The sequence below is a fragment of the Rhodococcus sp. OS5 genome (genome assembly GCF_056837585.1).
Genome location: NZ_CM166368.1, coordinates 1,166,218 through 1,178,325, shown reverse-complemented (window position 1 = coordinate 1,178,325; position 12,108 = coordinate 1,166,218). Strand labels below are relative to the sequence as shown.

9 protein-coding genes are annotated in these 12,108 nt (G+C 64.9%); 6 read left to right on the top strand and 3 right to left on the bottom strand.

Annotated elements, in window-relative coordinates:
• Window positions 1-73: 73 nt before the first annotated feature.
• The gene (locus ACVZUB_RS05405; RefSeq protein WP_063314948.1) at window positions 74-1,429 is read right to left on the bottom strand and encodes an acetyl-CoA C-acetyltransferase; all 1,356 of its coding nucleotides are present in this window, start codon (window positions 1,427-1,429) and stop codon (window positions 74-76) included.
• A gap of 130 nt (window positions 1,430-1,559) precedes the next feature.
• Between ACVZUB_RS05405 and ACVZUB_RS05400 the strand changes: the two genes are divergently transcribed.
• Both ACVZUB_RS05400 and ACVZUB_RS05395 read left to right on the top strand, forming a co-directional pair.
• A complete protein-coding gene (locus tag ACVZUB_RS05400) occupies window positions 1,560-2,906 on the top strand; it encodes a 3-oxoacyl-ACP reductase (protein ID WP_482628209.1) in 1,347 nt (448 codons plus the stop codon).
• Window positions 2,906-3,769 (top strand): MaoC/PaaZ C-terminal domain-containing protein, encoded by an 864-nt coding sequence (locus tag ACVZUB_RS05395; protein ID WP_063314950.1) that lies wholly within the window; start codon window positions 2,906-2,908, stop codon window positions 3,767-3,769. Before ACVZUB_RS05400 ends, ACVZUB_RS05395 begins: the two co-directional genes overlap by 1 nt.
• Window positions 3,770-3,869: 100 nt before the next feature.
• Here ACVZUB_RS05395 and ACVZUB_RS05390 read toward each other — a convergent pair whose 3' ends face one another.
• Both ACVZUB_RS05390 and ACVZUB_RS05385 read right to left on the bottom strand, forming a co-directional pair.
• Window positions 3,870-4,469: a TetR/AcrR family transcriptional regulator gene (locus ACVZUB_RS05390; protein WP_003945885.1), complete on the bottom strand. Its 600-nt coding sequence runs from the start codon at window positions 4,467-4,469 to the stop codon at window positions 3,870-3,872.
• A 72-nt stretch (window positions 4,470-4,541) separates the two neighbouring features.
• Entirely contained in the window at window positions 4,542-5,720 is a 1,179-nt protein-coding gene (locus tag ACVZUB_RS05385; protein ID WP_058039141.1) for a glycoside hydrolase family 3 N-terminal domain-containing protein, read from the bottom strand.
• Between the two features lie 101 nt (window positions 5,721-5,821).
• On the opposite strand from ACVZUB_RS05385, the gene ACVZUB_RS05380 reads away from it, so the two are divergent.
• The 4 genes from ACVZUB_RS05380 (at window position 5,822) to ACVZUB_RS05365 (ending at window position 12,104) form a co-directional block, all read left to right on the top strand.
• A complete protein-coding gene (locus tag ACVZUB_RS05380) occupies window positions 5,822-6,289 on the top strand; it encodes a universal stress protein (RefSeq protein WP_003945900.1) in 468 nt (155 codons plus the stop codon).
• Window positions 6,290-6,334: 45 nt separating this feature from the next.
• Window positions 6,335-7,423 (top strand): isochorismate synthase, encoded by a 1,089-nt coding sequence (locus ACVZUB_RS05375; protein ID WP_083058398.1) that lies wholly within the window; start codon window positions 6,335-6,337, stop codon window positions 7,421-7,423.
• A gap of 129 nt (window positions 7,424-7,552) precedes the next feature.
• Complete coding sequence (locus tag ACVZUB_RS05370; RefSeq protein ID WP_003945488.1) at window positions 7,553-7,726, top strand: DUF2613 domain-containing protein; 174 nt, start codon at window positions 7,553-7,555, stop codon at window positions 7,724-7,726.
• Window positions 7,727-7,769: 43 nt separating this feature from the next.
• Complete coding sequence (locus ACVZUB_RS05365; protein ID WP_482628523.1) at window positions 7,770-12,104, top strand: alpha-(1->3)-arabinofuranosyltransferase; 4,335 nt, start codon at window positions 7,770-7,772, stop codon at window positions 12,102-12,104.
• Window positions 12,105-12,108 lie beyond the last annotated feature (4 nt).

Below are 12,108 nucleotides of genomic sequence, written 5' to 3'. Positions count from 1 at the left end.
GATTACGCATCCCCTCGCGACGATCACTGCAGGTGAGCGCAGTTTTCAGTCGCATGGGGAGATTGTGGAGCGGTTACCGCTCGATGATCGCCGTGACACCCTGGCCACCGGCCGCACAGATCGAGATCAGGCCGCGGCCCGAACCCTTCTCAGCGAGCATCTTTGCGAGGGAAGCCACAATACGTCCGCCGGTTGCCGCGAACGGGTGACCTGCAGCCAAGGACGATCCGTTGACATTGAGCTTGCTTCGGTCGATCGATCCCAATGCGCCGTCGAGGCCGAGGCGTTCCTTGCAGTACTCGTCCGACTCGAAGGCCTGCAGGGTTGCCAGAACCACCGAAGCGAAGGCTTCGTGGATCTCGTAGTAATCGAAGTCCTGCAAGGTCAGACCGTTGCGGGCCAGCAAACGCGGGATCGCGTACGTGGGAGCCATGAGCAACCCGTCTTTGCCGTGGACGTAGTCGATGGCAGCGGTTTCGGAATCGACGAGGTGCGCCAGAACCGGAAGATTGCGCTCGGCTGCCCACTCGTCGGTGGAGAGGAGCACTGCAGAAGCGCCGTCGGTGAGCGGCGTCGAGTTGCCTGCCGTCATCGTCGCGTCGCCGAGCTTGGTACCGAAGACGGGCTTGAGCGTCGACAGCTTCTCGACGGTCGAACCGGGACGGAGGTTGTCGTCGCGGGTCAGGCCGAGGAACGGGGTGACGAGGTCGTCGAAGAAGCCGCGGTCGTAGGCAGCTGCCATGTTCTTGTGGCTGGCAGCGGCAAGTTCGTCCTGGTCCTCGCGCTTGATGCCGAATTCCTTGGCGGTGATCGCAGCGTGGTCACCCATCGACTTGCCGGTGCGAGGCTCGCCGTTGCGCGGAATCTCCAGGCCGAGCATGCCCGCACGGACGTTGCCGAGCAGCTTGATGCGGTCGCCCGTGGACTTCGCGCGATTGAGGGAGAGCAGGAACTCGCGTGCCTGATCGTTGACGCCGATCGGAGCGTCGGACGTGGTGTCCGTGCCGCCGCCGATGCCCGAATCGATGCGGCCGGCCGAAATGGCGTCGCCGACGGCGATGATCGACTGCAGTCCCGTGCCGCACGCCTGCTGAAGGTCGTACGCCGACGTGTACGGGCTCAGCGCGCTGCCGAGAACGGACTCGCGAATGAGATTGAAATCACGGCTGTGCTTGAGCACCGCACCGCCGACGACCATGCCGAGCTTCTCGCCCTGCAGATTGAATCGGCTCACCAGACCGTCGAGCGTCGCAGTGAACATGTCCTGGTTGGACGCCTGTGCGTACGCCTTGTCCGAGCGTGCGAACGGAATGCGATTTCCGCCGACGATCGCAACCGGACGGCGCTGACCTGCAGAATTTGCAGCGGCTGTGGCCGGTGCAGTGCGCGGTGCGGCGGGCTTTGCATTTGAACGGGCTTTGCTTGTCACTTGCGTCTCCAAGGATGGTGCGATTACCTGTTGAAGACTATTCTTACTCAGTAGTAAGTTACTTGTCTATCGCCGCATTCTTTCGATTGCCCGGTGAGAGACAACCCGAAACACAACAGAAGGTAGGACCGTGGCAGCCAGCAAGGGAGCTCCCGACCTCTATTCACAGTTCCTCTCGTCCGCCCCCGGCGCATTCATCGCGTCGAAGGCCGGCCTGCCCAGGCCCGAGAACCTGCGTCGCTACAAAGCAGGGGAACCCGCACTCGCCGGACCTGTCCTCATCGGCGGCAAGGGTCGACTCGCAGAACCACTTCGCGTACTGCTCTCCGACTACCCGGCGGCTCAGGCACACGACAGCAGCTTCGGCGGACTCGTGTTCGACGCCACCGGAATCACTCAGGTCAGCGAGCTCGAGCAGCTGTTCGAGTTCTTCCAGCCCGTAATCCGCAACCTCGCACCGTCGGCTCGCGTCGTCGTTCTCGGCACGACGCCGGAAGAAACGTCGAGCGTCGACGAGCATGTCGCGCAGCGCGCTCTGGAAGGCTTCACCCGCAGCGTCGGCAAGGAGATCAAGCGCGGCTCCACCGCTCAGCTGGTCTACGTCTCCCCCAAGGCATCCACCGGACTCTCCGGCGTGGAATCGACTCTGCGCTTTCTCCTTTCGGCAAAGTCCGCCTTCGTCGACGGCCAGGTCATCGTCGTCGGTGCTGAAGATTCCGTCGCGCCCGCAAGCTGGGACAAGCCGCTCGAAGGCAAGGTTGCCGTCGTCACCGGCGCAGCCCGCGGTATCGGCGCCACCATCGCCCAGGTCCTGGCCCGCGACGGCGCGCACGTCGTCTGCGCTGACATCCCGGCCGCCGGCGAAGCGCTGTCCGAGACCGCGAACAAGGTCGGCGGCACGTCCCTCGCCCTCGACGTCACGGCAGCCGACGCAGCCGAGGTCCTCGCAGCTCACCTCCTCGAGCGTCACGGTGGAGCGGACATCATCGTCCACAACGCCGGCATCACCCGCGACAAGACCCTCGCCAACATGGACGAGGGCCGCTGGAACATGGTCATGAACGTCAATCTTCTTGCACCGCAGAAGATCACCGAGCACCTCGTCGAGAAGGGCGCCCTCAAGGAAGGCGGCCGCGTCGTCGACGTCTCCTCCATCGCCGGCATCGCGGGCAACCGCGGCCAGACCAACTACGGCACCTCCAAGGCCGGCGTCATCGGCCTCGTACACGCCGAAGCTCCCGTCCTGGCGAAGAAGAACATCACCATCAACGCCGTCGCACCGGGCTTCATCGAGACCGCCATGACCGCAGCCATCCCCTTCGCCACCCGCGAAGCCGGCCGCCGCATGAGCTCGCTCCTGCAGGGCGGCGAGACCGTCGACGTCGCCGAGACCGTCGCATACTTCGCCAGCCCGGCCTCCAATGCCGTTACGGGACAGGTCGTTCGCGTCTGCGGCCAGAGCCTCCTGGGCGCATGATGGCAACAAAGACCGTCGCGCTCACCGAGCAGCCGAAGACCCTCGACATCTACTCCCGCGCGGTACTGGGATTGTTGCCGTGGAACAAGTCCAACTCGCGCTCGGTGCCACAGCAGACCTTCACCCTCACCGGACTGAAGGTCGACACCGACAATCTGGCGGCGTACTGCCGCGTGACCGGACTGCGGTTCGGCGACACTCTGCCGATCACGTACCCCTTCACCTTGGCCTTCCCGACCGTGATGAAGCTGATGGTGTCGAAGGACTTCCCCTTCGCCGCCGTCGGCTCCGTTCACGCCGAGAACGTCATCGAATCACTGCGGCCCATCTCCGTCAGCGAACCGCTTGACCTCTCGGTGCATGCCGAGAACCTGCGTGAGCACCGCAAGGGCCTGCTGATCGACGTGATCACCGAAATTCGGGTGGGACGGGAACTGGTCTGGCGACAGACCTCGAGCTTCCTGAACCAGCAGAAGACCTCCCTGTCCGGCCAGCCCGGTCCGGAGCCCAAGGCCGACGAGGTCCCGCCGATGCCGATGAGCACCATCCGCGTCGACCAGACCACGATCAGCAAGTACGCCGCTGTCTCCGGCGATCGCAATCCGATTCACGTCTCGTCTCTGGGCGCGAAGGCTTTCGGTTTCCCGAAGACCATTGCTCACGGAATGTGGAGTGCCGCGGCAGTTCTGCGGACCGTCGAGGGGTCCGTCGCGGACAAGGTCACCTACCGCGTGCGTTTCGGCAAGCCGATTCTGCTACCGGCGACGCTGAATGCCTACGCTGATCGCACCGACGACGGCTGGGATCTGTCACTGCGCCACCCGAAGAAGGGTTACCCGCACGTCACTGCGACGCTGCGCTGACCTGAGTTTTGTCGGGTTCCCACCCGCCCCAATTGAGCGAACGTACCTTTCGGCGCCTTGGATGCGCTGAAAGGTACGTTCGCTCAGATTGGTTTGAGAGCTATTCGGACTTCTTCTTGCCCGACAGACCGCGCCACGCGAGGGATTCGAGTAGATCCGCTGCGGCATCCACTTCGATTTCCCCACCCGCGACCCGGTCGGCTACCGCCTCACCGGCGCCGACGAGCGCGATGGCGATGATCCCGTAATCATGCGCGGCATCAGGATCCTTGGTGCTGGACTCGAGCAGATGCGCGGTCAACTCGATCAACCGATCGCGGCTGGACTGCACGGTTCCCGCAAAAGCCTGCTGCCCGACGGCCTGACGGTAGAGCACCATCCACGACTTGCGGTTTGCGCCCACGAACCCGAGGAAGCCCTCGAGAGCGGCGCGCAATTGTTCACGCGGAGTCAGGTTCGGCGCGCCGGCCGGGGCGAGGGCCTCGAGGAAGCGGAGCCCTTCACGATGAATGCACGCCGCGAACAACTCTTCCTTCGAGCCGTAGTACAGGTACAGCATCGGCTTCGAGATCTCGGCTTTGGCTGCGATGGTGTCCATCGAAGTTTCGTGAAACCCCCTGTCGGAGAACACGTCCACAGCCGCGTCGAGCATCTGCTGCTCACGCACTGCGCGTGGCAGTCGCTTGGTACCGCCGGCCATGCTTCCTCCAACCACAGGGTAAATGCCGATCTTACTCTACGGTAAGATTGCGCGTCGAATCCTGACTTCGACTCAGCAGGTCACGGCACCTTTGGCAGCGGCAACTGTGACCACAGCCTGATCGACCCGCGTCTGCGGAAGCTCACCCGACGCGACGGCCTGCTCGAGATGATCGAGAACCCGCGGAACGTCGTCGGTGGTCAGCCACAATGCCTGATCGACTCCAGCCACCAGCGCAGCCTGAACCGCGTCGGCAATATCGTATCGGTCGGTGATCGCCTGCATTCCGCTGAGGTCGTCGGTGAATACCGGGCCAGTGAACGGCGCTGCGCCGTAACCCACTCCGTCGCGAAGCAACGCAACGGCTGCGGGGCTGATGCTGGCAGGGGTACCGGGCTCGGTCAGACCGGGAACCTCGAGGTGACCCATCATGACGCCGACTCCGGTTCCCGACAGCTCACGGAAGGGAATCAGGTCCGACGCGATCAGATCCTGTAGCGGCGGCGTTGTCACCTCACCCCGGTGCGAGTCACCCGACGCGCTGCCATGCCCGGGAAAGTGCTTGATCACCGGGAAGATTCCGGCGTCGCGCATCCCCTGCGCGTACGCACCGGCGTAGGCAACCACGGTCTGGGGGTCGTCGGAGTACGAGCGGTCCCCGATCACGGAGTCGTCGGGTTGGCTGCTGACGTCGACGTCGGGGGCGTAGTTGACGGTGATCCCGAGATCCTTCAAACCGCGTCCACGCTCGAGTGCCATCTGGTACGTCTGTTCCACTGTCATGGTCTGCGCCGTTTCCCTGGCCGACGGATCGGGCCCGAGGATGTCCGCGACGCGCGAAACCCGTCCACCTTCTTCGTCGATCGTCACCATCAACGGCAACTTCGACGCCGAAGCAACCTGCGGCACTTCGCGATTGGTGAGCATCGACTGATCGGTCCAACTTCCGACGAAGATACCGCCGATCTCCTCGTTCTGCACTATCGACAACGCGTCGTCGGTCCCGGTGACGCCGACGTTGAGCAGCTGGGCAAGTTTCTGACGCAAGGACAGCGAGGCTAGAAGGTCGCTACCGCACGATGCGGCGACGGGTGCGGAGCTCGATGCCGCAGGCGTCGACGTGATCTCGGTGCTGGTGCTGGTCGGGGCGCTCGAAACCGGATCGGCGGTCCCGTTTTCGCCCGAGCATCCCGCAACCAACCCTCCGCACAATGCAATGGTCGTCGCAGCCTTCAGAAACTTGATCCGCATACCTCGACCGTAACGGACCCGGTACCCATACACTCCCTCACGGGCACATCGGGACGGTAGCCTGGAAGAGAACCGATTCCCCCGCTGACGAGGAGGTCGTGATGCCACAAGGTCTGATGCTCATCGCGTACGACGGTTCCGACAACGCCAAGCGTGCAGTCGACTATGCGGGGCGTTTCCTCTCCGCCAATCGTGCTGTTCTCGTCACTGCCTGGGAGCCCATGGTTCGCCAGGCCGCTCGCATGTCCGGCCTGTCCGGGGTGATGCAACCGGAGTGGGTTCCCGACGACGACGTCGAGGACATCGCCTACACCGACGCCAAAGTCACCCTCGCCGAGGGCGTCGCACTGGCCGAGGCCGCAGGCCTGACCGTCGAAGGCAGAAGCGCCGAGTGCCGATCCGCGATCTGGTCTGCAATCTGCGAAACCGCAGACGAATTGGACGTCGACATCATCGTGACCGGCACCCGTGGCACCACGGGTTTGCGGTCGCTACTGCAGAGCAGCGTCGCGGATCATGTTCTGCGTCACAGTCATCGGCCGGTGTTGATCGTCCCTCCGGGGAAGTGACCTTCGCGCATTCCTGATCCGTGGCCGACTAGTGTCGAAAGCACCATGGACGGTTTTGTTCTCTCGCGCCCCGATCACAGCGTGGTCACCCGCGGCGTACGACGCAGCTTCGACAGCTCCGACGCGGCCACCAACGCTCTGTCGGCAGGTACGACAAAGCTGATCGTCGGAGCGCTCCCCTTCGACCCGGCTGCCGCAACGGCGTTGTACGAACCCGCCGAGGCGACGATCGCGTCGCGGCCGTGGCAACCGCGCGATCCCCAGGCCCTGCCCACGACCCGGGTTGACCGGGAGATCCCGTCGTCGTCGGAGCATCTTCGTCGAGTGGAAAAGTTGATCGGACGCCTCCGCAGTGGAGAGATCGACAAGGTTGTCGCGGCTCGCACTGTGGAACTTCGCACGCAGACCCCGATCTCCCCAACCGCGCTCGCCGCACGCATGGCGGCGCTCAATCCCGTCGCCAACACCTTTGCCGTCGACCTCTCTGCTGCGGGAGCCGAATTCGAGGGCCACAGCCTGGTCGGCGCGACGCCCGAAGTATTGGTCAGTCGGCGCGGGCGCGTCGTGACGTGTCGCCCGTTGGCCGGGACCACCAAGCGATCCGCCGACGCCGATCAAGACCGCGAGGCAGGCGAAAGCCTTCTGCATTCGACGAAGAATCTGGCCGAGCACGCCTTCGTGACGTCGTGGATCCGCGAGGTCCTGCAACCGATGTGCAGTGATCTGTCGGTGCCTGCAACTCCCGAACTGACCAATACTCACGAGGTCTGGCACTTGGCCAGCCCGATCCGCGGCACGCTGCGAAACGACACTACTGCGCTCGACCTCGCCATCGCGCTGCATCCGACGCCCGCGCTGTGCGGAACACCCACTGACGCGGCACTGAAGGTCATCCGCGAGACCGAGGAGCCTCGGCGTTTCTACGGCGGCGCCGTGGGATGGTGCGACGAGGCCGGTGACGGCGATTGGGTGGTTGCCATCCGCTGCGCCGAGATCAGTGCAGACGGCCGCAACGCCTGGGCCAGCGCGGGTGGTGGAATTGTCGCCGAATCGGATCCGCAGGACGAACTCGACGAGACATCTACGAAACTGCGCACTCTGTTGACCGCGCTTGGCGCCGAAACCCTCGACTGACCAGCACGTCACGAGGGTAATCGTCCGGATTCTCGAGTGCGGGTGATACCTTGACCCGAGCAGTTCGTACGGGCCGGTAAGTCCGTCCGACCGCGAACGACCGACTAACGACCAATTGGGAGATCCGCGATGACGAAGTTCCTTGTCCCCGGTGTGGCCAGCGCTGTCATCGGTGCCGTTCTGGGTGCCGGCGTCATCTTCGGTGTCACGGCCGCCGCGTCGGACAACACTCGTCCCGAGATCGACCGCAGCGGAAACGCAGATTCTTCCGTGCTGAACCAGGTTGAGTACGGCAGCCGCTGAGAGCGCAGGCCTCGCGAGTTCCCGTTCTTCCGCCGACGCAGCGGTGTCTTCGGTAGACACCGCCCCGTCGGCAGAGCCCCTGTCGAAGCGGTGGCTGTTCGGCGCCTCCGTCGTAGCGTTTCTTCTCACTTTTCTGCAATCGCCGGGTCTGATCACCGCTGACACCAAGTACGACCTGACGCAGAATCCGTTCGGTTTTCTCGAACGCGCGTCGCATCAGTGGAGTAGTCAGGCCCCGCTCGGCCAGGTTCAAAACCAGGCCTACGGATATTTCTTTCCGCACGGGCCGTTCTTCGCGCTCGGCGAGTTGGCGAACATTCCGCCGTGGATCACCCAGCGCATCTGGTGGGCGCTGCTTCTGATCGCAGGATTCTGGGGCATCATCCGAGTTGCCGAGGCTCTCGGTATCGGCAGCCGTAGTTCGCGCGTCATCGCAGCGGTTGCCTTTGTTCTTTCTCCCCGCGTGCTGACCACGCTCGGTTCGATTTCCTCGGAAACCCTGCCGATGATGCTGGCGCCGTGGGTGTTGTTGCCGGTGATTTTGGCCTTCGGCCCTGTGCGTGGAAAAGGAGTCCCTGGACTCCCTGACCACTCACGGGGGTTGAGGCGGTTGGCCGCACAATCCGCGCTTGCCGTCGCGCTCATGGGTTCGATCAATGCCGTCGCCACTGCCGCGGCCTGCCTGGTCGCGATCATCTGGTGGCTCTCGCACAAACCCAACCGAACATGGCTGACGTTCACCGCGTGGTGGGCGCTGTTCGTCGCTCTCGGCACCCTCTGGTGGATCGTGCCGCTACTTCTGCTCGGCAAGATCAGCCCACCGTTTCTCGACTACATCGAGTCCGCCGGTGTCACCACTCAGTGGGCATCGCTCGCCGAGATACTTCGCGGCACGGACAGTTGGACCCCGTTCGTCTCCCCCGAGCGCATTGCCGGCGCCGTCCTGGTCACCCAACCCGCAGCAGTCGTCGCCACCGGCCTGGTTGCCGCCGCCGGCCTCGCCGGGCTCTGCATGCGGTCCATGCCTGCTCGCGGCCGGCTGACACTCATCCTGTTCGTCGGTATCACCGGCCTGGCCGCGGGTTACGTGGGTGAACTCAGCTCGCCGGTGTCGGAGTCGGTGCGCCTGTTCCTCGACTCGGCAGGCGCGCCGCTGCGCAACGTCCACAAGCTCGAGCCGTTGGTCCGTCTGCCGCTGGTGCTCGGACTCGCACACCTGCTGGCCAAAGTGCCACTGCCGGGATCGGTTCCACTCCCCCGATGGCGCCGCTCGTTCGCCCATCCCGAGCGCGAACCGATGGTCGCACTGACCAGCCTGATCCTCGTTGCCCTCACCCTCTCGACCGCCTTGGCCTGGACGGGAAAGCTCGCTCCCCGCGGTGCGTATCCGGACGTCCCCTCGTACTGGAACGAAGCGGCGCAGTGGCTCGAGGACAACACCTCCCCCGGATCGGAAGCCGAACGTGCCCTGGTCGTCCCGGGAGCGCCCTTCGGCAGCCAAGTCTGGGGTCTGACGCGCGACGAACCGCTTCAGGCGTTGGCGAGTACGCCGTGGGCAGTACGTGACTCGGTCCCGCTGACCCCTCCCGGCGCCATCCGAGCGCTCGATTCGGTGCAACGTCTCATCGCCGACGGACGTCCGTCGGACGGCCTCGCACAGACCTTGCTGGGGCAGGGCATCCACTACCTGGTGATGCGCAACGACCTCGACGGCGAAACGTCGCGCTCGGCTAGGCCGATACTCGTGCACCAGGCGGTCGAAGGCTCGCCGGGGATCAAGCGAGTCGCCCACTTCGGTGAAGACGACAGACCCGAACCGATCGAAGGGCTGGTCGCGGACAGCGATCTGCGTCCCGGTTACCCGGCCATCGAAGTCTTCGAGGTCACCCCGCCCGACGGCACCCCGGCGGTCAGCGGCCCGTACTCCGTCGACCTGAACCAGGTTCCGCGTGTACAAGGTGGGCCGGAATCGTCTGTGCGACTTCACGAAAGCGGGCTGGTTCCGGGGACCGGGCCGATGATTCTTGCCGCCGACGCCGAAGCTGCGGGACTGCCCGTCGATTCTGTCACCGTCACCGACACACCGCGCGATCGGGAAACCGATTTCGGTCAGGTCGACAACCACAGTTCCGCCCTGCGCACCCCCGACGACGCTCGTCGTACCTACAATCTGGTGCCCGACTACCCGGTTGCGAACACGCCTCTCGTGGAAGGCCGTTGGAGCGGAGCTTCGATCACCGTCTCCAGCGCCGCCTCGGATGCCACCCAGCTGGGCGGCACTTCACCGTCGAGCAGTCCCGCGTCGACGGTCGACGGCGATCCCGCCACCGGCTGGTTCAGCAACGGCATCGAGCGAGCCCTGGGCCAGTGGTTGCAGATCGACTTCGACACACCGATTTCCAGCGGGTTGCTTCATCTGACCACCAGTGCCGCGGCAATCGGTGCTCCCGTCAAATGGCTCGAGGTCTCGACACCGAACGGCAGCACAGCGGTGAAGGTGGAGCGTCCCGGTGAGCCCATCACCGTCTCGATCCCGGGCGGCACCACTCCGTGGGTACGCATCACAGCGACTCACACCGAAAACGGATCGCCTGGAACACAGTTCGGCATCAGCGAACTCTCCGTCGAAGACTTCTCCGATCGCAGCGCACCGAAGACCGTACCGATCCGTTTCGACACGGTCCTGCCGAATACGCCGACGGGCGCATCCGTGAACGCCTGGAATCTGAGCCAGGAGTTCCCCGGTCGCAACGCGTGCGCGGACTCGACCGACCGCGTGCGGTGCAGCAATGCATTCATGGCGATACCCGAAGAGCCGAGCCGTTTCCAACGCACACTCACGGTGCCCGAAAATACAGTCGTTGCACCGACACTGACCGTCCGGGCGCGTCAGGGCAACGCCCTCGAAGATCTGCTTTCCGTCCCCGGCCGAATCACGGCTTCGGGTTCGAGCGACATCGGCGACACACGCGGATCTGCCTTCGCTGCCACCGACGGCGACGCACGCACCACGTGGTCGGCGCCGCAGAGCACCACCGAACCGGGCGGCCCGAAACCGACGCTGACTCTCAATCTTCCCGAGCCGACCCTGGTCACCGGCCTGGACATCACGCGGGGACTCGGCACCCTGCCGTCGCTGCCGACCAGCGTCGCGGTGAATCTCGGCAACGGGCCGCAGGTGCGAGAGCTGCCCGAACCCTCGGACGACACGCCTCGAACCAGTCGAATTACCCTCTCCCCCTTCGTCACCGACAAGATCGTCCTGAGCATCACCGATTGGGAACCGGTCCTCGATCAGACGGCGCTCGGCTTCGCCCAGGCGCAGCCCACCGGCCTCGCCGAGGTCGACGTCATCGGTGCCGACGGAACCCCGATCGCCGGTTCGGGAGTGCAGGGCTCGGACTCATTCGACAACCGCACCGTCACCGTCACCTGTGGCGATGGCCCGACCATTTCGGTTGCCGGACAGCAATTCCCCACCTCGATCACGGCGACGGCGACGCAACTCCGGACCGGCGCACCCGTCGAGGCACGTGTGTGCGGTCTGGACGCGTCGGCGACGTTGCCGGCGGGCCAGCCCGAAGTGGTCGTCGAACCAGGCCCGGCATTCTCGGTTGACAACCTCGATCTGACGGCGGTCGGTCCTTCAGCCGCGCAACGGAATACACCGCTCGAATCGACCTCGTGGACGGCGAATCACCGGGAACTCACCGTCACGAACTCGTCCACCGATCAGCTGATCGTCAATCCCGAGAGCACCAGCATCGGTTGGATCGCCACCGCGCCGGACGGTTCCGAGCTGACGCCGGTGGTCGTGAACGGTTGGCAGCAGGGCTGGATCGTGCCGGCAGGCACCGCGGGAACCGTCACCATCGACTTCCCCAGCGACCGTTGGTACCGCCTCGGCATATTCGGCGGGCTCGTGTTGCTGATCCCACTGCTGTTCGCGGCACTTGTCCCTACGCGCCGAGAGCCCAAGTCCCTCACACCACCCCGTCCGTGGCGCAGCGTCGCGGCAGGATGGGTGGGCGTGCTCGCGGCGGCCACCGTCATCGGCGGCGGAGTGGGAGCGGCGATCGCAGTTGTGTGCTCGATCCTCGGACTTGCCGCGCTGCGAATCTTCGGCCCCGCTCGGACCGCACGCATTCTCGTCGGCACCGCCGGCGTGGCCGCGATGATCGGCATCACGCTGCTCTCGACCGGACCGTGGCGAGCACCGGGCGGCTATGTGGGCGACTCGTTCGCGATTCAGTTCTCGATGTTGGTGGCCTTGGTCGTGACCGGGTTGGCCGCGTTGCCCTTTGCCGGTTCACCGATATGGCGGCGCTTCTCCCAGCGCGTCACCGCGACGCGCGCCGGTTCCTCCACCAAGGCGTAACTGG

What these genes read in the sequence shown, in the direction of transcription:
- ACVZUB_RS05380 (WP_003945900.1), top strand. Translation starts at nt 5,822, where the DNA reads ATGCCACAAGGTCTGATGCTCATCGCGTACGACGGTTCCGACAACGCC.
- ACVZUB_RS05370 (WP_003945488.1), top strand. Translation starts at nt 7,553, where the DNA reads ATGACGAAGTTCCTTGTCCCCGGTGTGGCCAGCGCTGTCATCGGTGCC.
- ACVZUB_RS05395 (WP_063314950.1), top strand. Translation starts at nt 2,906, where the DNA reads ATGGCAACAAAGACCGTCGCGCTCACCGAGCAGCCGAAGACCCTCGAC.
- ACVZUB_RS05385 (WP_058039141.1), bottom strand. Translation starts at nt 5,720, where the DNA reads ATGCGGATCAAGTTTCTGAAGGCTGCGACGACCATTGCATTGTGCGGA.
- ACVZUB_RS05375 (WP_083058398.1), top strand. Translation starts at nt 6,335, where the DNA reads ATGGACGGTTTTGTTCTCTCGCGCCCCGATCACAGCGTGGTCACCCGC.
- ACVZUB_RS05390 (WP_003945885.1), bottom strand. Translation starts at nt 4,469, where the DNA reads ATGGCCGGCGGTACCAAGCGACTGCCACGCGCAGTGCGTGAGCAGCAG.